The 19,397-nt window shown below is 51.6% G+C and carries 21 protein-coding genes and 1 pseudogene; 9 read left to right on the top strand and 13 right to left on the bottom strand.

Going from position 1 to position 19,397, the window contains the following annotated elements:
- The 3 genes and pseudogenes from CJA_RS02990 to CJA_RS02980 all read right to left on the bottom strand — a co-directional run bounded on the left by CJA_RS02990 (position 1) and on the right by CJA_RS02980 (position 3,849).
- Complete coding sequence (locus tag CJA_RS02990; RefSeq protein WP_012486291.1) at positions 1-1,209, bottom strand: polysaccharide pyruvyl transferase family protein; 1,209 nt, start codon at positions 1,207-1,209, stop codon at positions 1-3.
- A gap of 51 nt (positions 1,210-1,260) precedes the next feature.
- Positions 1,261-2,403, bottom strand: a complete 1,143-nt coding sequence (locus tag CJA_RS02985; RefSeq protein ID WP_148208792.1) for a hypothetical protein — start codon at positions 2,401-2,403, stop codon at positions 1,261-1,263.
- Positions 2,393-3,849, bottom strand: a pseudogene (locus CJA_RS02980) (undecaprenyl-phosphate glucose phosphotransferase). Before CJA_RS02980 ends, CJA_RS02985 begins: the two are co-directional and overlap by 11 nt.
- A gap of 482 nt (positions 3,850-4,331) precedes the next feature.
- Here CJA_RS02980 and CJA_RS02975 point away from each other — a divergent pair.
- Positions 4,332-4,664, top strand: a complete 333-nt coding sequence (locus tag CJA_RS02975) for a hypothetical protein (protein ID WP_012486288.1) — start codon at positions 4,332-4,334, stop codon at positions 4,662-4,664.
- Between the two features lie 52 nt (positions 4,665-4,716).
- On the opposite strand, the gene CJA_RS02970 is transcribed toward CJA_RS02975, so the two are convergent.
- Both CJA_RS02970 and CJA_RS02965 read right to left on the bottom strand, forming a co-directional pair.
- A complete protein-coding gene (locus tag CJA_RS02970) occupies positions 4,717-5,229 on the bottom strand; it encodes a hypothetical protein (protein ID WP_012486287.1) in 513 nt (170 codons plus the stop codon).
- Positions 5,230-5,307: 78 nt separating this feature from the next.
- Entirely contained in the window at positions 5,308-5,670 is a 363-nt protein-coding gene (locus CJA_RS02965) for a hypothetical protein (protein ID WP_012486286.1), read from the bottom strand.
- Positions 5,671-5,926: 256 nt separating this feature from the next.
- Between CJA_RS02965 and CJA_RS02960 the strand changes: the two genes are divergently transcribed.
- Together CJA_RS02960 and CJA_RS02955 are read left to right on the top strand one after the other, a co-directional pair.
- Positions 5,927-6,403: a nuclear transport factor 2 family protein gene (locus CJA_RS02960; RefSeq protein WP_012486285.1), complete on the top strand. Its 477-nt coding sequence runs from the start codon at positions 5,927-5,929 to the stop codon at positions 6,401-6,403.
- Positions 6,404-6,429: 26 nt separating this feature from the next.
- Positions 6,430-6,990, top strand: a complete 561-nt coding sequence (locus CJA_RS02955; RefSeq protein ID WP_012486284.1) for a glutathione S-transferase — start codon at positions 6,430-6,432, stop codon at positions 6,988-6,990.
- Between the two features lie 44 nt (positions 6,991-7,034).
- Here the strand turns inward: CJA_RS02955 and CJA_RS02950 are convergent, their stop codons facing one another.
- From CJA_RS02950 to CJA_RS02915, 8 genes are all read right to left on the bottom strand, one after another.
- Complete coding sequence (locus CJA_RS02950) at positions 7,035-8,225, bottom strand: ABC transporter permease (RefSeq protein ID WP_012486283.1); 1,191 nt, start codon at positions 8,223-8,225, stop codon at positions 7,035-7,037.
- Entirely contained in the window at positions 8,212-8,979 is a 768-nt protein-coding gene (locus CJA_RS02945; protein WP_012486282.1) for an ABC transporter ATP-binding protein, read from the bottom strand. Before CJA_RS02945 ends, CJA_RS02950 begins: the two co-directional genes overlap by 14 nt.
- Positions 8,976-10,514, bottom strand: a complete 1,539-nt coding sequence (locus tag CJA_RS02940; RefSeq protein ID WP_148208791.1) for an alpha/beta hydrolase — start codon at positions 10,512-10,514, stop codon at positions 8,976-8,978. Before CJA_RS02940 ends, CJA_RS02945 begins: the two co-directional genes overlap by 4 nt.
- 16 nt (positions 10,515-10,530) lie before the next feature.
- On the bottom strand, positions 10,531-10,911 hold the full coding sequence (locus CJA_RS02935) for a GntR family transcriptional regulator (protein ID WP_012486280.1): 381 nt from the start codon (positions 10,909-10,911) through the stop codon (positions 10,531-10,533).
- Between the two features lie 2 nt (positions 10,912-10,913).
- Positions 10,914-12,287 carry a hypothetical protein gene (locus CJA_RS02930; RefSeq protein ID WP_012486279.1) on the bottom strand — a complete coding sequence of 458 codons (1,374 nt, stop codon included), beginning with the start codon at positions 12,285-12,287 and terminating at the stop codon, positions 10,914-10,916.
- A complete protein-coding gene (locus CJA_RS02925) occupies positions 12,284-13,159 on the bottom strand; it encodes an ABC transporter ATP-binding protein (RefSeq protein WP_012486278.1) in 876 nt (291 codons plus the stop codon). Before CJA_RS02925 ends, CJA_RS02930 begins: the two co-directional genes overlap by 4 nt.
- A gap of 19 nt (positions 13,160-13,178) precedes the next feature.
- Positions 13,179-14,048, bottom strand: a complete 870-nt coding sequence (locus tag CJA_RS02920; RefSeq protein WP_012486277.1) for a TraB/GumN family protein — start codon at positions 14,046-14,048, stop codon at positions 13,179-13,181.
- Between the two features lie 216 nt (positions 14,049-14,264).
- Positions 14,265-15,041, bottom strand: a complete 777-nt coding sequence (locus CJA_RS02915) for a sulfotransferase family protein (protein ID WP_012486276.1) — start codon at positions 15,039-15,041, stop codon at positions 14,265-14,267.
- A gap of 221 nt (positions 15,042-15,262) precedes the next feature.
- Here CJA_RS02915 and CJA_RS02910 point away from each other — a divergent pair, with 221 nt between their 5' ends.
- From CJA_RS02910 to CJA_RS02885, 6 genes are all read left to right on the top strand, one after another.
- The gene (locus CJA_RS02910) at positions 15,263-15,772 is read left to right on the top strand and encodes a GNAT family N-acetyltransferase (RefSeq protein ID WP_012486275.1); all 510 of its coding nucleotides are present in this window, start codon (positions 15,263-15,265) and stop codon (positions 15,770-15,772) included.
- Between the two features lie 224 nt (positions 15,773-15,996).
- On the top strand, positions 15,997-16,281 hold the full coding sequence (locus CJA_RS02905; RefSeq protein WP_012486274.1) for a DUF6916 family protein: 285 nt from the start codon (positions 15,997-15,999) through the stop codon (positions 16,279-16,281).
- Positions 16,282-16,354: 73 nt separating this feature from the next.
- Positions 16,355-16,885: a phage tail protein gene (locus CJA_RS02900; protein WP_041550982.1), complete on the top strand. Its 531-nt coding sequence runs from the start codon at positions 16,355-16,357 to the stop codon at positions 16,883-16,885.
- Between the two features lie 12 nt (positions 16,886-16,897).
- Positions 16,898-17,419 (top strand): phage tail protein, encoded by a 522-nt coding sequence (locus CJA_RS02895; protein WP_012486272.1) that lies wholly within the window; start codon positions 16,898-16,900, stop codon positions 17,417-17,419.
- Between the two features lie 10 nt (positions 17,420-17,429).
- Entirely contained in the window at positions 17,430-17,957 is a 528-nt protein-coding gene (locus CJA_RS02890; RefSeq protein WP_012486271.1) for a phage tail protein, read from the top strand.
- 546 nt (positions 17,958-18,503) lie between these two features.
- The gene (locus CJA_RS02885; RefSeq protein WP_012486269.1) at positions 18,504-19,391 is read left to right on the top strand and encodes a sulfotransferase family protein; all 888 of its coding nucleotides are present in this window, start codon (positions 18,504-18,506) and stop codon (positions 19,389-19,391) included.
- Positions 19,392-19,397 lie beyond the last annotated feature (6 nt).

Below are 19,397 nucleotides of genomic sequence, written 5' to 3'. Positions count from 1 at the left end.
TTAATCAAAGTTCCTTTGCGCCAGGGCAATAACCGCTGGCAACCTGGCTTGTATTTGCTGTCGCCACTGCGTTTGCAGCAGCAGGGAATTCAGCAGCTTTTCCACCACCATTAACGGCTGATCCGCTAACTCACGGGGCGATGACAGCAGGCCTGCATCCACTAAATCGAAGTGCTGCAACAAGCCTTCAAATTTATCCTGATAAGCAAAGCAGAAAGCCGGGGTGCCGCCACTCAGGGCCAAAATAGCGGTGTGCATACGGCCGGTTGCCAGGAAATCCAATTCTGGCACTACCGCACGGACAATACCGGGACTCAGCGGGGGAAGGCTATAGACACGCTTGCGCACATCGTCCGGCACATCGGCAACCGCCTGCGCCAGTAATTTTTCATCCGGCATTGACGAGCGCGTATCATGGGGAATAAGTACCAGGGAAACCGGTTCACGCATTAACGCTCCCACAAAAATCTTGAGTGCGTTAATCAAGCCGGGATCTTTTTCTGCATGCAAATAATTGGCATTGAGACCTATCACACGATCGCCTGCCTGGCGGCGTGCACGAATCCACGCCAATGCGCGCATGGCAACAGGATGATCGGTGCGCGGCGTTAACAGGAATGCCAAGTCAGCCACCTGGCGTATCGGGCGATCCAGTGCTTCCTCCAGGCGCTGGCGGGATACCGGATCGCGCGCGCAAAGCGTGACCGACTCAGGCAGGGCGCGCAGCATACTGCGTGTGCTGGCCTCCGGGTGCTTGTTGTAACTGGCGCCCAGCAAGGTAGCCTTTTTGCCCAGCGTGGCCGCTTCCGCCAACAGCGATAAACGCGCGCACACCGACTGGGGGTTGTAGGCGCCGTCAATCACATCGGCCCCAATAAAATACAATGCGGAATAGGCCGGCAGGCGCGCAATCAGCAAGGCTTGTTGCAACAGGGATTGCTTATAGAAAAAACGCTCCGCAGCAATCCGCTGGTCAATCCGCTCATCCAGGTCCCACTGGTCTCCATACAATAAATCCACCTGTGCAGCACCGCTATCGCGCAGCCAGCGGGTGGAGGCAGAGATCATTGCGGCATCACCCAGGCTGCCGGGAATAGCCGGTGGGATAATCAGCGCGCGCGACTTGCTTGCCTGTTCGCGCGCGCGCAAATTCGACAGGGCATATCCGACCGATACAGCAAAACTACGTTTGACAGCAAAATTCCCCATGACTGCAAAACCTCCCGGATAAATTCCCCACGATATTCGTTCTACAGGCTACTAAAACTGCATCGCCAATCCGATACTGGCCAGCGCATAATCAATATTGCGGTAGGACAATGGCGAGCGCCGCTCAACCCATTGGCTGTCCAGGCGCAGGTGGACAGCATCTGAAACCCGATACACGACCGCCAGGGGGGTAAACGCTTTTACTTCTTCATCCCTGGCGGGTTCAAGTGCGCGCGCCTGATAGGCCTGCTCGCTGTATCGGGCACTGGTTTGTACCGACCAGGCATAAGCCGGTTGCCAGCGTAAACCTATTTCACCGGTATCTACCCGAATCGGTGAATCCGATGTTTCCCCCACCGCCGGTTCGCTGCGATTCACACTCAGGGTCAAGGCAAATTTCTCCGTGACTGACCATTGTGCTTCCACCTCTGCCTGGGTTCCTGTGCCACTGTTGGTATCGCCATCGCGCTCAAAGCGGCCAACGACCAGGTGCAGCCGTGTCTTCTCTGTCGACACCCAGGTTAAGTCCAACTCAGCCTGGCGATAATCAAAATCCAGCTGGCGCGGATCCGTCGACGATGGAGTGGGATAAACCCGATTACCATCGCGCAAGCGCAGGCTTAGCCGGGATTTGCCTGCCGTTTGGTAACGCACCTCCACGGCGATTTCCTCTTCATCAAAATCAAGGCTATCGCGCAGGTCGTTCGAATGGCGCTGTTCACTTTGTCGCGCCCCCACCCCAACACTCAAGCGATCGCCAGTGCCGTAATTCACCTGCACATTCACATCGTCCCTGGCTACAACATCCTGTCCAACAAACTCCAGGCGGTCTACCGCATAGGCCATACGATCCCAGGCAACGCGGGTATTAAAACGATGGCTCCAGGTACTGCGCCAACTGGCCTTGCCATCATAAAAATCCGTATCCAGGTCAGTGCGCTCGGCGTGGTCGTAACGCAGGCCGCGCAATCCCAAGGCCCATTGCTGGCGACCATAACGATGACTGGCCTTCAGGTTGGCACTGCTCAGGGTGTAATGCTCCGCATCCTTGTCAGTGGTGCGCGCAAAATTACTGTCCCAGTATTCACGCACCCCCAACCCTATGCTGAATTTATCGTCGCCCCAGGCGCAAGACGTCATAACCCATAGCGCCAGTGCAGAAACGACATACGCTTTTTTTCCGCTAATACACATGCTTTCCCACAAAACCGCGAAACAGCGTCAACCACAGGATCCTGATATCCAGCATCAATGACCAATTGCGAATGTAGTCAAGGTCATAGGCAATCCGGCCAGACATTTTGTCGAGGGTTTCTGTCTCACCGCGATAGCCATTGATTTGCGCGAGCCCGGTAATACCCGGTTTGACTTTATGGCGCAACATATAGCCCTTGATCTGGGTGCGATAATATTCGTTGTGCGCACTGCATGGGGGCGCGGCCCCACCAGTGACATACTGCCACTGATCACATTGAATAACTGCGGCAACTCATCCAGCGAGGTTTTGCGCAGGAAATTACCGAAAGGCGTAACCCGCGGATCAGCACGCTGAGCCTGGGATACATTGGAACCATCCTCACACACGGTCATGGAGCGAAACTTCCACACTTTGATTTTTTCACCACCCATGCCATAGCGGGTTTGCTTGAAAAATACCGGGCCCGACGAAGTCAGCTTTACCCCCAGTGCGATGAATGCCATCGGGATTGCCAGCATTGCCAACATCGCCGAGCCGATCACTATATCCTCCGCGCGCTTGGCCCAACTGTTATCAACCAGCGGTGAATCATAAATGCTGAGCGCAGGAATTCCCTGCAGGCAGGTCAAGCGCGAATGCAGCAAATCGAAACTGAATACATCGGGGATCAGGTAAGCCGATACGGTGGTGTCGGCGAGGCGTTCGATCATAGTGCGCATGCGTATTTCCGCGCGCATGGGCAGGGTAATAAACACAATATCGACCTTGCCATCGTGTGCATCGGTATACAGCTGTTCAAGGCCACCGTTGATATTGACATCATCGCTGGCCAGGCGACGCTCATTATCAGGAGCGGCGACACGGTCGTCGTAAAACCCTACCACCCGATAGCCCAACCAGGGCATTCCCTGCATGGACTTCACCAGGCGCTGGCCAAGGTGTGTCGCGCCGACGATGGCAACCCGCCTCAGCTCCGTCGGTTTGGCGCGCACATGTGCCAGAAAAACACGGCGCGCCACATGCATGGAAATAATGGCCGCCGGTGTTAACGCCACCCAGAAAAAAATCGGGCGCAGGTTGTCGCGGGTGTAAGGGACGATCAACAAAACGGCCACCAGCAACGCCATGGCGGTACCCAGCCATGCACTGAACAAACGATTGGCCAGTCCGCCCATGGAGTGCCCCCGCCAGAGGTAATACACCTCGTTGCCCTCGGCAAAAAAGCCAAATAACACAATCGCGCTCAAGCCCAGGATGGTGTGCTCATTGGTCCAGCGTATTCCCAGCAGGGTAACGCAAGACCATAAAATGGCGGCAATCAGGAGGCTGTCCAATGCGCGAAATAACGCGAGGATTTTGGAGTGATGCAGCCGGATAACCGGCGGCTGCGATGTGAGTGCGATGGGATTAATCACCGCGTCTCTGAGTTGCTGACTGCCCATAACTACTCTCCGTGCAAATGACTGCTATTGCTGTTGCAAGCAAAGACGTTTGCGAGTTACCGACTTGCCAGAGACTATTTGCAGGATTCGCGCCAACCACCAATAAAAAACCAAAAACCTGCATTTTTTATAACAGATGCACAGCAAAAATGTAGACTTGATAAGAAAAGGTTGAGTTACCTGCCGGAACTTTTTACAACTCGAATTTTATATGCCCTGATATAACGCATAGCGTCTACAGGGGATGCACAAAAACGACCTCACGAAATGCAAACCAGTTCACATAGGTGTTGATTTTTATTATGATGCACCGGCTTTCTGCCCCATACCAAACAGCTGGAATTGCCGCCAGACCATCGTTCATAAACCCGTGTGATATTCGTGTACAGGGCGCATTGCATATTGTCTCCACAGTCCCCGGATTAGCCTTGTTTTTCCAAGGAACCGAATGACTCGATAGCTATTACAAAGGAATCGTCAGGATGCCCTCTTTCTCCAACCCCAAAATTATTATTGGACTCTTTCTGCTTGTTGGTGCAGGTTTTGTTTTCACCTTAACACGCGAGCCCTTAGCGACAGAGACTTACGAATCAACCCAGGACAGTGACGCCCATATCACGCCTAAAAACGATTTCTATGCCGAGGCAGAGCGTCGCCGCGAAGATAAGCTGGAAGAAAGGGCACAGCAGGAGCGCCAGGAAAAGTTGCAAAAAGCCCGTGAGAACAGTGTGGAGTGCCAATTCTGGCGGCAGCAAAAAAATGAAAAATCAACCGAGCGGGTCGATGAAAAAATAGCGGAATTTTGCAGCGTATAAAATACGGAGGAGCTGGGCGGCCTGCACTGGCCACCCATAACTCCTGGCCTGATTATTCAAAGCGAACCGGATAATAATCGTATTCACAATAACTGGAGTCGCGATCACATACTTCAAGAAACAGGTAGAGATCATCGGGTACTTGCGAGAAGAGATTCACAATATCAACCAGCCGCCCGGAGTTATCGCACGACAGGTAGTAATCGCTGGTGTATTCACAAATCAAACTACCACCCTGGTCACACCACCGCCCCTGGCCACAGACTTCACTGTGTACTGCCAAACTGGTTGTAATTGAGGGGCGGTCATTAACACGCAGGGTCATCCGATAATCTTCGAGGCTGTTAACCTGCCAGAAAATTTCAAAGAGCCCATCATACAGATAAGGATTTAATGCCAGGTCACCATAGCCAGGTCGTGCTGTGTCCTGATCATAGCTATCAATAATATCGAAACGATAAAGGTGGGGAACATAGTCTTCAGGGGCAACACCATCATCCTCATGACAGGCACTCAAGCCCAGAATCGTCGCAATAGCCAACACAAAGACACGTATTATCTGCATAGCATCAACCCCCTGATGGTAAGGCTTTGATGCTAGGACCGCGGCGATGAATGCCTGCTGAACCTTAGCCGCCATAGCTCAAGTGCGCAGCTGAATACCCGATTGGATATTAATGGAGCCATCCACCTCCAACACGGCATGCCGGCTGGAATCCGGATTACTGACCACGGCGATCGGCTGCATAAACAAAGGCCGACGAATAAACCACAGTTGCCAGCCAAAACTCTCCAGGCTATGCAAGGCAAGCAATTGCAACTCATTCAGGTAGCGCCCCAGGTCAATAGGAATGGCCTTTTGTTGGCCGCGCTTGTCCTGGCTAAGCTGCTGTAATCGCTGCGCCAATGGGGTTCGCCCGGGCAGGCGTGAGCCAGCGATGTTGGGGGAATCGGCCGAAGGCCCAGGGTTGGACAAGCGAGGGGAAGGGGAAGGTAGATTCCGCATAACAACGCTCCCTTATGCATTATCTCGAAAGCACTATCGCAACGGCCAAGGCCCCTGTGGTTTCATGCTTGCTACAGTCTCGACATCCGCACAGCAAAAGTCAAAAACCGTCTTGGAATATCACGCTGTTTTGACAGTCGCGAATCTCATATTCCCCTGAAAGTTGCAACACAATGTCGGTAACACCCGCTACAATTCCTTGCTATCGGCAATCCCTGACACCTACAACAAGAATATTGATCACCGGAGATAAACCATGTCTTTTGTATCTTTTTGCCGTTCAGGCCTGTTAACACTGGTATTGATTGCAAGCACAATCCTTAGCTTTCCGGCCCTGGCCGCCGATAAGCCGGATACAGCGGTCAACGCTGTTGAGCAACAAGTTGAGGCCTTGCGCCTGGCCATGATTGCGGGTGATGCCAAACAACTGGATAAATTAGCCGCCGCGAAATTGAGCTATGGCCATTCCGGTGGACTGGTTGAGAATAAGGCGGAATTCATCCACAAACTGGAAAGCGGCAGCTCTGACTTTGTCACCATCGAGTTAAAAAACCAGCATATCAGCCTGTCCGGCGACGTTGCCCTGGTGCGCCATGACCTGCATGCCGACATTAAGGATGGCGGGGTACCCAACACGATTCACCTGGGTATTTTACTGGTGTGGCAGTTGCAGGATGGCGAGTGGAAGTTACTGGCGCGCCAGGCGTTTAAATATCCGCCGAAGAACCCCTGATATTTCCTCACTGTGGCGAGAATGTTATGAAGCTTTACGGAAGTTATACCTCTCCTTTTGTACGACACTGCCGGATTGTGCTGCTGGAAACTGCACAGGCATGTGAGTTTATCGAAACGGATCAAGCAGGCAGTGCCGTACAATCGCCCACGAAACGCGTCCCGTTCCTGGCCGATGGCGATGTATTTCTCACCGACTCCAGTTCGATTATTCAATATTTGCGCGAAAAAGCCGGGCAGGCATTTTGTGCCGATGCACGGGAGCTTGACCAATTATGCCTGGTTAACACAGCGCTGGAGTCTTGCGTCAATCTATTTTTTCTCGAACGCGATGGCGTTGTGATCGCGCAGGTTCCGTATTTGCAACGCCAGGCAGCTCGCATCGAGTCAGCCCTGGCGGAACTCAACCAATTTAACCTGCCAGACCATGCCCCTTACAATGATGTGCAGCTTCGCCTCGCCTGCTTTATGGGTTGGGCAAAACTCCGCAAGCGCGTGGATTTTTCCGGGTATGGGAATTTGGAGCAGTTTTACCAGGGGGCGCAGGGTTATACCCATTTTCAGGCAACTCAACCGCCACAGTCATGACTCCAGCTCCCCCTTTCCCAACCGGGAAAGGGGGCCGCACAGCACTACACTCCGTAGACGATCTTGGGTTTGCGCAATTGACGCGCAGTAAATAACAACATCCCTATGGTCAATGGCAGGGACACTATCCAGAACTGCGCTAAAGGCCACCAGCTAAATCCGCTGCCGATGAGTAACTCTTTTACCATCGCCTGATGCCCAAGTACCGGTATCCAGTTAAACCAGGGTTCATAGGCACCTGGATTAAACAGGGTATAGAACATGGGAATCATGGGAATAAACACCAATAAACCAATGTAGGTCTGCGCATCCTTAAAGGAACGGGCGAAGATTGCAATGCTCAACTGCAGAGCGATAGCCAGTACCGCCAAGGGCACCAGCATCACAAAAATCACCAGCAAATCCGCAATAGACACATTTACCCGCAGCCCCAACTCGTTGAATGGCACATAGGCAAAGGCAATTGCGAGCAATAACACTTCCAACAATAGCACCAGCAGGGTAATCGCCAGGCTGGTTAACCATTTGCCACCAATAATCGCCAGCGATGTTGCCGGTGTAATCAGCAGTGATTCCAGCGAGCGGCGCTCGCGCTCCCCCGCGGTCATGTCGGCTGAAAAACCGACGCTGCCAATAAATGCCAGCAACACTAAAAACATGGGCAAGCTCAGCATCACCATGAGCCCCATTTTTTCATCGCTGGCAATGTTCATTTCGCGCACATAAACCGGGTTCACGACAGAAGGGGATATACCGCGGGCCAATAAGCGCAAACTCCCCATACGACCATTCCAACTCCATAGCTGCTGGCGAATAAAACCAAGGCTGCCCTGGATTTTATTATTGGTTGCATCATGCACCAGCCATACAGTGGCCGACTCACCCGTTGCAAACTGGTCCGCCGCCTCAGCGGGGATGATCAGGGCATAGTCCAGTTTTTTCTGCTCAACTTGCGCGTAGGCATCTTCCCCGGCCGGCTTGACACGAATCCCCTTTTCTTCCAGCCAATCCATCATCGCCGGCAGGTGCTCAGCACCGTAGACCGGCAATTGGAGAGGCTCACTGACACTGGCCGTGCTGGTATTTTTGAGATGGATAATAAACAGCACACTCGCCACAAAGACAGCGGCAAAATACACCGGCGGCAGGAATGCCATGCGCAGGCTGCGCTTATCGCGCAGGGCATCGCACCACTCCTTCCTGAAAATAATCCACAGGGTTTTAAGCGGCAACATGGTCAGCCTCCTGCTTTGCAGCCGTTTGTACCAGGTTCACAAAAGCATCTTCCAGGTTACTGGCCTGGCCCGTCTCCAGAATGGCCGCCAAATTACCATCTGCGCAAATACGCCCCTGGGCGATGACCAGGATACGATCACAAAGCCCGCTGACTTCATGCATTAAATGACTCGAAAATAATACGCAGCGCCCCTGGTCCTTTAATTCGTGCAACAAACGACGCACCGAGCGCGTGGTAATCACATCCAGGCCGTTGGTTGGCTCATCCAGTAAAACATGCTTTGGCTGGTGCACCAGGGCACGGGCCAGGGCCGTCTTCATACGCTCGCCCAGGGAAAAGCCTTCTGCGCGCCGATCGGCAATAGTTTCCATTCCCAACCAACCGATCAACTGCTCAATGCCCGCTTCCAATGCGGCACCGCGCAAACCCTGCAACTCACCGAAATAACGGATATTTTCACGCGAGGTGAGACGCTTGTAGAGTCCGGTATCATCCGGTAATACCCCCAGGTGTTTGCGCGCTTCATCCGGGTCAGTGCGCACATCAAGACCATCAATAACAATATCGCCGGCACTGGGCTCCAGTAAGCCATATATCAAGCGCATCAGCGTAGATTTACCGGCGCCATTCAGGCCCAATAGCCCGGTAATTTCGCCGTCGCGTAATTCCAGCGAGACATTATCCAGTGCGCGAATCAACGGCTGTTTTTTAGTGCCGCCGAATGTTTTGGAGAGATGCTGGATACGGATCATGGTTGTACACTCTCACTCGAACCGGCGCTACTGCCGGCGCTGGATTTTTTTTCGTTTGCCCCCAACACCAAGGGCAAGGGCTTAATACGCGTAATACATTCGGTATTCATCGTCCCTATACCACCCTGCTCAATAAATTGCGTGATAATTTGCGGCACACAGCCATCGGTGGACACAATGTGATTTCCACCCGGCGCCGCCAATAACGAAGCCTGCGATAAATGAGCGGCCACCTGTTCCGCCCAGGTGTACGGAGTCACGGGATCGTAACCACCGGATAACAACAAGGCGGGAACATCGCTGACAACCGGCCCAAAATAACGGTCAGGCACCTCTGCTTTGGGCCAGTGTGCGCAGATTTCGCCGAACTCATACAGCATATCCATTCCCAAAAACAGATGGCCCTGCGCAAGATCATCCGCCGTAATAAAACGGGCATCCTCATTGCACACAACACTGTAGCGCATGCCTTCACTGACCTTGATAAAGGCCGTCTGTGCACTGGCCAGTGCATGGAGTGAGGCTAACAAACGATAATCCTGTTGTGCAGCCTTATGCAGGGCTTGCGGCAAGAGTACCGTTAAATCGCGCGAGTAAAGGGACATAAAAACCAGCGACGAAAAATTACGCGGCGTTAACCATAATATTTCACGCTGCTGGTTGCGGGGATGCTCATAGTCGACACGCACAGGAGAACCCCGCGCTTGCTGCTTGCGCAGATAAGCCAGTATGGCATCTGCCTGCTGCATCAAATCGCCATACTGCTCTGCACATTGTGGCTGCTGTGTACATTCCTTATTGAGCGCCTGCAGCGCTGTACTGGCATCCCGTGCAAAATATTTAGGCAGGGCAATCTGCACAGGTGCCAGGCCATCCATAACCACAGCGCGCAAGCGCTCAGGCCGGGTGCGCATATATTCCAGTACCACCCGCGAACCGTAGGAGCCACCCCACAGGTTAATCTGCTCGTAACCCAGGGCTGCACGCACAGCATCCAGATCGGCCACGGCATAGGGCGTGGTATAAAACGGCACCTGGGCAGCGTACTGTTCACCACAGGCGCGCATCCGGGCGAAATGCCGCTGTGCCTGCTCCTGCTCTGGCAATTGCATATCTGCTTCATCCTGTTCAGCACAGTTGAGCGGATTTGATTGACCGGTACCGCGCTGATCCACAAACACCAGGTCGCGGTTTTTACGCACATCGGCAAAGGTCTGGAGCACCTGCTCCGCCATATCAATTGACGAGCCACCCGGGCCACCCTGGATCAGGAACAGGGGATCTTTCTGGGGCGAGGGATTAATCGCCGGCAAGCGCAAAATAGCCACCCGGATTTCTGCACTGGCGGGATCGTCCGGATTTTCACGCAACAGCAATTCACCGCATTGTGCGCCATAGACCAGCGCCGGCTTGCCTGTCTCGGCAAACCCGGGACAGGGCTTCATAAACACCGCCTCGCCGGGGCGGCCAGACTCAGGCGCAGGCGCGCACGCCACTAAACCGGCAACCACAGCGGCAACCAATACTCTTTGCATGTAACCATCCTTATGCTTATTCGTCCGCAGCACGCAGGGTATCGCGCAGTGCAGACAGCAATTGTTTATCTGAAATTTCCAACTGGCGCGCGGCCAGAACCAACTGCTCCAGGTGGGGAGCTAATTGTTGCAGGCGGGCTGATTCACTCACCAGCCCTGGCTTTTGCGGAGCTACCTGCATGGGTTTACCACGCTGTCGCTGCAAAAGGCCTTCTGCCTCCAGCAGGCTATAGGCCTTGGAAACCGTCATGGGATTCACCGCCTGCTCCACCGCCAGATCGCGCACCGAAGGCAACTGATCGCCGGGCTGCAATTGCCCGCCGGCAATCAGCCGGCGAATTTGATCAACCAACTGGCGATAAATAGGAATGCCGGATTGGGGATTTAGTATGAACATGGTCATTGACTCCGCACCAGGGACACAGAAGACCAGATTCGCGGCAAGATCAGCGCAAATACCGCATTAATCACCAGCGCCACCCCGACCAAGGGTATCAACTCCTGGTAGTGCGCTTCCTGATGCACAATAAAAAAACCACTCATGATCACCGTCAACGTCCACACCACCAAAAAAATACCGGTCGTCCAATCCAGCCACCGTTTGCTGGCACCGGAAAGGCGATACACCAGCATGGACAGGTAAAACATTTGCACAGCAACCAGCAGTCCCAACACCAACATTATCGCCGGCACAACCCAGGAGCGGTTAATCCCCACCATGCTATCAATCAGGCCGATTACCACTACCAGAAACACCGCCAAGGGCAAGAGTTGCCGCCAGTAGGCCTTGTGCACGTAGTGATAAAGCGCCCGCCGATCACCTGGAAAAAACAGCCACAAACAGTGTATACGCCGATACATAATGAAATTAATCGCCACCCCAACGGACAGGGTCATAATCAACAACAACATGGGTCCAAGCATCTGCCATATTTTCAGCCAGGCCTCCTGCCCTGCGCCCCAGAAACCCAGTACACCAAAAAATAACCCTATAGCGACGCCGATAACCAGTCGTTGCATATCCGCCTTCACACCATCAGCCTGGCCACGCAGCGATGAGCCCAACCATGTTTTTGCACCCGCCTTGGGTTGATATATCACAGCGTTAGTCCACTCAGGCTTGTCATCGCCATTGATGCCCCACCAGGAAGACTGGCCTTGTGTCATAAAATTTTTAACATAGCGCGCTGGCCGCCAATGCAACCACCACACGCGCAATAACCACCAGCACACCAACAAAATCCCTGCCAGCAGCAGCGGGTCCTGGGCCATCAACCAATCCAGGGCCTGCAGGTAGGCCCAGGCAAAAACAAACACAAATCCCTGCAGGCCGGGCCAATAGGCACCCACCAATAGCACAGCAGCCAATATCAATGACACCAGGATCAGTATCGCTATATAAGTCGATCCGAACGATAGATCGGTCTTTAATGTACCCAGTAACGCCAAAAACAAACTGGCAACCAGGGCAAACCCCAGTAATAGCCACCACAAACGCGTGCGCAAATCGCCCATAAGCGATAACTGCTTGCTACTGGCCATGGCCAGCATTTGGCCTGGCATTAACAAGCCACCAACACTAAAGAAAAGTACTCCGTACAAAAAAGCGGCCATTACCAGCCCCAGACCGATAGTCTCGTTCAGCCACCAGTAAAGACCTCCGAGCAGCGCAACCAGCAATGCACCAAGTACCGACCAACGCAGCCAGCGCATGGGTAACAGCAAGGTGCGAATTAATTGCCAATAGGTATTGAGTTCGCGTTGCAGGCTCATGAATTTAACTCCAGAAAAATATCTTCCAAACTTAAATGCTCCACCTCAACCTGCGCGTGGAAACGGCGCGCCAGATCCACTGCCCACTCCGGTTGCCACTGGCTAAACGTAAGCCGCGCTGTGCGCCCCTGACGCTGTTGTTGCAGTAAATGTGGATACTCAATTACCTGGTCAAACACTTGCTCCGAGCGTAAATTGACGCGCGCTATCGACTCTTTCAGGCTATCGAGGTCCCCCTGATAGACCAACTCGCCCTGGCGCAGCATCCACACACGATTCGCCACACGCTCGACATCGTTCACGATATGCGTAGAAAAAATAATGCTGCGCTGCTCATCTGCCGCCAGCTCAACCAATTGCTGCAAGAACTGGCGGCGCGCAATAGGATCAAGACTCGCGACCGGCTCATCCAATACCAGCAATTCAGGTTCGTGGGCAATGGCGAGTAAAATCGACAGTTTCTGGCGTTGGCCGACAGACATACGTGCCAATGTTTGCGTCAGTGGAATTTCCCACTCCGTCACCAATCGCTCCACCAGGGATTGGTTCCACTGTGACCGAAATGCACGGAATAACTTCAGGTGTTCTGTACCGGTCAAACTCGGCAACAACTCATCCTGCTGCGGCACAAACCCGACACGCTGTTTATTGGCAGCCGACAATTGCGCTGCCGCATCACCCCACAGTGTTGCCTGCCCGTCACTGGGAAGCCCGAAACCCAGCAGGGTTTCCAGCAAGGTGGTTTTACCTGCGCCGTTCTTGCCCAGCAGGGCAATCACCTGGCCCGGCTCAACACTCACACTCAAGCCTTTAAGAATCCTGTTCGAGCCAAACTGACGCTGTAAATTATCCAGTTGAATAATCGCACCCATAGCTATGCCCCTGTGAATATCAGCGCTGCAATTGATAAGGTTTAACGTTGTAACCACGTTTTTTTAGCTGTGCCAACAAGCCGTCCTTACCGCTCAAATGCAGCGCGCCTACCAACACCAGCTCTACTTCGGGGGTTGCCAACAGTTCGATAATCTGAGGCAACCAGGCGTTGTTGCGCTCAACCACCAGGGAGCGATAAACCTCGGGAAGGTCTTTACGCATACTGCCGTTTAACTCCTTATCAAGGGCCTTCATATTGCCTTGGCGCCAATGGCGAATCATGTCGTCAATGCTGGACTCCATGGTTTGCAAATCGCGCAAGGTCGTGCGCATCATCTGGTCCGGTTTAACCTCGGCAATTTTTTGCATATAAAGGATTACATCGTCTGTGGACTCCAATTCGCCAACCGGTTTATTGGCCAGGCGAGCCATGCGATCGAAGTAAGCATCAACACCTTCACCCATGCCCAGGCGCTGGGCCTCAGTCACGGTCATCATCAGGCTGACAAACAGGGGCTTAAACATGGATACCTGGCTGAGCGGAAACCCTCGCTTGTCGGCATAAGCCTGCAGCGCTTTCCAGGTATCAGGGGATAACACCTTGCTGAGATCCCGGCCATCGGTGTACATCATGGCCCTGGCCACTTGCTGGCCATATTCCGGTGAGCTGGCCTTTTGCAAATTGGCTTCCAATACCAACTTGCGCGACTGGTGGTAAGCCTGCTCAAACTCTTCCGGCAGGGGGAAATCACTATCGCGCAACAGGTGGATAGTGCCCCCCAAATAGAGTTTGCTTTGCCCTTTGGAAACCTCATAAATACTGCTTTCGGCACTCGCTAAAGGAGCAACCAACAACATCACCAACCACAACAATATACCTTTCTTCATAGCCCTTCCCTCCTAAAGTATGCAGGCGCCAAAACAACGTGTATCAATACACTAATACACAAAAAATGGAATTGCAAATATATTTGCCTTGCACCGAAAGCGCAGGTGCCGGGGATACACACTCAGGATATGGGAACACAGAAGGAAAAGAACGGCGCACTCCCTGCACCAACATAGCGAGATTTAAACACTGTAGATGCTATGGGCAATCACCACTTAATTGGCAATTACCGCCTCCGGGAATATGGCCCCATAGCCACATTGCCCGGCTAAATGGTTGATGGCAGGTAATCGTTCCATGAGGGGAAATTCCAGCGGATAAGGAACCAGTGCATGTCCATACTGATCAACATGGCCTGGAGGCTGTACACCCGCGTAGGGTGTATCACCCAAAAAATGAATGAGTCGAGCTTCGGCTTGTGGTCCAAACAATGTACTGAACTCGAGTTGAAGCCAATCAGCTGCCGGCCATTGAGCCTGTAATAACAGGGCGTGAGCTTGCACTTCCCCCCAATACCACAGATTTTTTTCTGCTGGATTCAAGTGTGGCCACAAGTGCTGCCAATCCTTAAAGTAGCCATAGCCATCCTCAGGTAAAAACAGATTCTTTATTGGCAACTGAGGAATAAAGGGCGGAACAAAGGCATTGAGCTTCAATAAAGAACTTACCGTTTGCAAAGGTTCCCGATGCACATGAATAATCTTGACACGCCCCCCCAGCTGTTGTTTAAACCACTCCAGGTGCCGCCAGCAAGGGAAACCGGTTTCAATATAGGGTTTGCCTTGATCCAGGTAATGTTGAATACAAGACAAATGTTGCATGATCAATTCTTTGTTGCACTGAAGCGGTGCGCGCTCTGTATTCACATCAGGACGGTAATTAAAGGATAAAGGTTCATGCTCCACCACAGCGTCCGGATACAGTGCCTGGAGTTTTTCAGTAAGCCACTGGGTTCCACAACGGCCAGTGGATAATACGAATGTTGCATACATATGAAGCCTTTCACTCCCATCGGTCATACATTGGTAAGTCACAATAGCAAAGCCGGGGCACTGTAACCATCTGTAATATGTTTCAGCGTATAACTATGCCATGCTTGTGGCACGTAAAATCATATTCCGCCGCTGCTAAGTGTTTTTCAAAATTACATTTGCAGTTTTTAAAGCGTTATCTATAGTTGGTTAACGCCATAAATGTAAATAAGGATTATGCCGTGCAAAACATCAATCTCCCTGATGGATTAAGTGTTCGCCCATCAAGGGCTTCCGATAAACCCTTCCTGGAAAAGCTGCATCACTCCCTGCGACAGGATTTGCAATTGATTGATGCCGAACAGGATATGATTGAATCCATCATTGAATTACAACTCAAGGCACAAACCCAGGGCTATGGAAATCAATTTCCAAATGCCATGTATTTTGTAATTGAAAAACACCATGAGCCCATTGGTAAAGCCACTATAGATTTTGGCCACAATGAGGTACGTTTGGTTGATCTTGCACTGATTCCAGCCGCTCGCGGCAAAGGCCTGGGCGCGGCAGTCATCCAGGCACTCCAACAAGCAGCTGCTATGGTTGCAGCCCCCATGACACTGTCCGTACTGCAAAGCAATATCCCGGCAAAAGCCTTATACCAAAAACTGGGGTTTATAACGTCCCATGTAGAGCTGCCCTATGAATTGATGGTCTGGTATCCACCGGCGATGAAAGTTATTCGCGCCTAAACAATCACCGGAAAGCCGATTAATAACAATATTGCTTTCTGCGAAAACCAGATTTGCTGTTGGGTATTTGTATAAATCCACAGCGCTGTTATTAAGCTTGTATCCATAGCGTTCTTTATTGTGCAGTCATTGGGGAACGTTACACATCTGAATATCTTGGCTATTTATTGCCGATTTTTGTACACCTTCAACATTACGTTAAACCTACAACATTAGGAACTTTAATGAAAAAGTTTGACTTTGAAACGCTCAACAACCTCATTGACCAATCCATTCAACTAAAAGATGGAGAGAACAAAATCGTTGAGTTGAAAGTTGAAAAGGTTTCGCTACCCAAGGCATCAGATCCAGGATATGAAGCCTTTTCTGTTGATTTGAGCAGTGAAAAAGATGTGCATTGCCCTAGTGGTAATTATCTGTTTAGCCACGACGCATTTGGTGAAACTCAGTTATTTATGTCGCCATATGCAGCAGATAAATACCAGATCGTCATTGCGCGGAAAAAATGATGTCGTTCGCAACGGTGAAATGGATTTAACGCCTGAGCAATGGCATTTCCAGTCCATAAGGAGAATATTAGCTATGTCTCAACCGTATATTGGCGAAGTCAGAATGTTTGCCATTACCTATGCCCCACGGCATTGGACTGACTGCTCTGGGCAGTTATTGGCAATAAACCAAAACCAGGCGCTATTTTCACTACTGGGAGTCAACTTTGGTGGAAATGGTACAACAACCTTTGGGTTGCCCGATTACCGCGGCAGGACGCCTATTGGTGAAGGCTCCTTCCAGGGCAATACCTACGTTAGGGGAAACCAGGGCGGAAGCGAGTCCGTGACCTTAACTGTAGCCCAGATCCCTCCTCATAACCATTTGTTGTTCGCACAGAATGCTCCCGGTAGTGCTCCAAACCCTATTCCCCCTGGAGGCACCGGCAGCCTGTGTGCAATAAGCTCGGGAGATTACTACGTAGTGCCAGATACAAACCTGGTGCAACTGGCTAGTGATGCAGTCACTAACACCGGCAGCAACGTTGCACACTCGAATCTTCAACCCAGCCTGGTATTACGTTTTGCAATTGCATTGCAAGGCGTTTTTCCATCTCGCAACTAAGAGGGTACCATTATGTCTTCACCTTTCATGGGCGAGGTTCGCGTTTTTGCAGGCACATTCGCGCCCCAGCAATGGTCTCTCTGCAACGGGCAGTTGTTGCCTATTTCACAAAACGATGCCTTGTTTGCGTTATTAGGAACTACTTATGGCGGCGACGGTGTCAGCACTTTCGCATTACCCGATGCCCGCGGACGTACACCCGTTGGCCTGGGGCAGGGACCAGGTTTGGCAAACCGGATTTTGGGTGAAAAATACGGAACCGAAACCGTTACCTTGCTTTCTGCCAACCTTCCGGCGCATACGCACACGGTCTCCGTTTCTGATACGACAGCGAATCAAACAGCGCCCGACAATAACCTTCCAGGTAATGCGCCGCATTATTTGCCTTCCACAACGACACCTACGAATACGGGAACATTGCACCCTCTGGCCATTAGTAGCGTCGGCGGTAATCAGCCCCACGAAAATATGATGCCGTTCCTGTGCCTGAGTTTCATCATCTGCCTGCAAGGCTTGTTTCCAAGCCACAACTAAGGAGCACATTATGTCAGAGCCATTTTACGGAGAAATCCGGCAATTCCCTTACAGTTTTGCTCCGCGTAATTTTTCATATTGCCAAGGGCAAATACTGACGATTCAACAAAATGCACCGCTGTTTTCGCTACTGGGGACACTATACGGTGGCAATGGACAAACCACCTTTGCACTACCCAATTTGCAAGGGCAGGTATTGATGCACCAGGGGAGTGGCCCTGGGCTTACCCCACGCACCGTCGGAGAAAGCAGCGGCAGTGCAGGGGTTAGCCTGATACAGGCGGAAATGCCAAACCACAACCACCTGATGGTGGCAAAAACAGTAAATCCTGCCGCTTCAGTCAATGTTGCTGAGGACGCTTATTTGAGCATATCCCGGGCTCAAACTGCTTACAGTCCTCAGCAAGATAACCTGGTTTCGTTAGAGCCAACCATGTTGAGCGTGACCGGCAGCGGCGCAGCCCATGAGAACAGGCAACCCTATATTGCAATGCCGTTTTGTATTGCGCTCTCGGGCATATTCCCCGTCCGCAACTGATACTCAAGGACGGGTATCGCTGGTTTGGTTTAATCTCGGGTGTGCCGCGGCCTGTATCGGGCAAGTATCAACACAGGCTTCGGCGGTATGCCTCCACCCCGTTGCAATGGCTATGGCTGTACTTAAAATAATCTGTTAGGTTGCCGCCGGGCGGGTTTATTGGCTCAGCGAATACTTCTTAAGGTGTAATGCGGTGTTATTGCAATCGGCTATATTTGTAGCAGTATTGAAGGGTTGACTGACGCTGTCTTTCGGTTTAAGCACATCGGGCGTCGGATATACTTGGGTGATCAGGTAATGGATCTGTTTCACTGTCGGGATACTATCGGTTTTAAACGCCGGTATTGGTTGCCCTGAAAAAAAGGGAAGGGTGCAAAACGCCTTTCCCTTTTTGCTTTTACCGTTACGGCAGGGCTACAGAAATTTAATTTGAATAATGGCTTGTCTTTTTATAATGAGACGCTAGTCTCAAACAGCTGGTTGCCTATGTTTTAAACCCGGCCGGTAAGTGCTGTTGGCTGGCTACAAAGAAGGCTGATTCCAGGCTTGCCAAGCGGTCAGTTTATATATCAAACAACATTATTGAGGCTCTCAGTGACTCCCCGGTTTCATTTTATTTCTGGCTTACCCCGGTCTGGCTCAACACTCCTGGCCGGTATATTAAGGCAGAACCCGTTGTTCCATGCCGCCATGAGCAGCCCGGTTGCAGGCTTGCTGAATGGTGCCTTGGAGCAAATGGGAGCCCACAGCGAATCCTATTCGTTTTTTGATGACGCCAAGCGTAAGCGTATTTGCAAAGCCTTGTTTGAGGCTTACTACGCAGATAAACAACAGTCGGTCATTTTCGATACCAATCGCCAGTGGACAGCACGCATGCATCAATTGGTCGAGCTGTTTGATGATTTTAGGATGATTTGCTGCGTGCGCAATCCCGCCTGGATCATGGACAGCTTCGAAACCATCTACCGCAAAAACCCCTTCGACTATAGTCGCATGTTTAATCCCGCCACACGTAACACCGTCTATAGTCGATGCGAAGCATTAATCAGTGCTGGCGGTTCTGTGGGCAGTGCCTGGACCGCATTAAAAGAAGCCTACTACGGTGAATTTTCTGATCGTTTGTTGCTTATCGACTATGACCTGCTCACTCAACACCCGACGCGTACCCTGGAGTTGATTTATCAGTTTATTGATGAGCCGGTATTCGACCATGATTTTAATTATGTCGATTATGACGAGAACGAGTTTGATCAAACGCTGGGTGTAAAAGGCTTGCACACAGTGAAAAAGAAAGTGGAGTTTAAAACCCGACGCAGTATTTTGCCGCCGGATTTATTTGTGAAATATCAGGAAATGGACTTTTGGCAAGACAATACAGGCTCTTCCGCCAGCATCATCGCTGCAAAGAAACCAACAGTATCTTCTGAAAAGTAAGTGGGC

The organism is Cellvibrio japonicus Ueda107, assembly GCF_000019225.1.
Classification (GTDB): Bacteria; Pseudomonadota; Gammaproteobacteria; order Pseudomonadales; family Cellvibrionaceae; genus Cellvibrio; species Cellvibrio japonicus.
Note: the sequence above shows the minus strand (reverse complement) of the source record. Positions and strands in the feature narration are given on the sequence as shown.

What these genes read in the sequence shown, in the direction of transcription:
- CJA_RS02990 (WP_012486291.1), bottom strand. Translation starts at nt 1,209, where the DNA reads ATGGGGAATTTTGCTGTCAAACGTAGTTTTGCTGTATCGGTCGGATAT.
- CJA_RS02985 (WP_148208792.1), bottom strand. Translation starts at nt 2,403, where the DNA reads ATGTGTATTAGCGGAAAAAAAGCGTATGTCGTTTCTGCACTGGCGCTA.
- CJA_RS02975 (WP_012486288.1), top strand. Translation starts at nt 4,332, where the DNA reads ATGCCCTCTTTCTCCAACCCCAAAATTATTATTGGACTCTTTCTGCTT.
- CJA_RS02970 (WP_012486287.1), bottom strand. Translation starts at nt 5,229, where the DNA reads ATGCAGATAATACGTGTCTTTGTGTTGGCTATTGCGACGATTCTGGGC.
- CJA_RS02965 (WP_012486286.1), bottom strand. Translation starts at nt 5,670, where the DNA reads ATGCGGAATCTACCTTCCCCTTCCCCTCGCTTGTCCAACCCTGGGCCT.
- CJA_RS02960 (WP_012486285.1), top strand. Translation starts at nt 5,927, where the DNA reads ATGTCTTTTGTATCTTTTTGCCGTTCAGGCCTGTTAACACTGGTATTG.
- CJA_RS02955 (WP_012486284.1), top strand. Translation starts at nt 6,430, where the DNA reads ATGAAGCTTTACGGAAGTTATACCTCTCCTTTTGTACGACACTGCCGG.
- CJA_RS02950 (WP_012486283.1), bottom strand. Translation starts at nt 8,225, where the DNA reads ATGTTGCCGCTTAAAACCCTGTGGATTATTTTCAGGAAGGAGTGGTGC.
- CJA_RS02945 (WP_012486282.1), bottom strand. Translation starts at nt 8,979, where the DNA reads ATGATCCGTATCCAGCATCTCTCCAAAACATTCGGCGGCACTAAAAAA.
- CJA_RS02940 (WP_148208791.1), bottom strand. Translation starts at nt 10,514, where the DNA reads ATGCAAAGAGTATTGGTTGCCGCTGTGGTTGCCGGTTTAGTGGCGTGC.
- CJA_RS02935 (WP_012486280.1), bottom strand. Translation starts at nt 10,911, where the DNA reads ATGTTCATACTAAATCCCCAATCCGGCATTCCTATTTATCGCCAGTTG.
- CJA_RS02930 (WP_012486279.1), bottom strand. Translation starts at nt 12,287, where the DNA reads ATGAGCCTGCAACGCGAACTCAATACCTATTGGCAATTAATTCGCACC.
- CJA_RS02925 (WP_012486278.1), bottom strand. Translation starts at nt 13,159, where the DNA reads ATGGGTGCGATTATTCAACTGGATAATTTACAGCGTCAGTTTGGCTCG.
- CJA_RS02920 (WP_012486277.1), bottom strand. Translation starts at nt 14,048, where the DNA reads ATGAAGAAAGGTATATTGTTGTGGTTGGTGATGTTGTTGGTTGCTCCT.
- CJA_RS02915 (WP_012486276.1), bottom strand. Translation starts at nt 15,041, where the DNA reads ATGTATGCAACATTCGTATTATCCACTGGCCGTTGTGGAACCCAGTGG.
- CJA_RS02905 (WP_012486274.1), top strand. Translation starts at nt 15,997, where the DNA reads ATGAAAAAGTTTGACTTTGAAACGCTCAACAACCTCATTGACCAATCC.
- CJA_RS02900 (WP_041550982.1), top strand. Translation starts at nt 16,355, where the DNA reads ATGTCTCAACCGTATATTGGCGAAGTCAGAATGTTTGCCATTACCTAT.
- CJA_RS02895 (WP_012486272.1), top strand. Translation starts at nt 16,898, where the DNA reads ATGTCTTCACCTTTCATGGGCGAGGTTCGCGTTTTTGCAGGCACATTC.
- CJA_RS02890 (WP_012486271.1), top strand. Translation starts at nt 17,430, where the DNA reads ATGTCAGAGCCATTTTACGGAGAAATCCGGCAATTCCCTTACAGTTTT.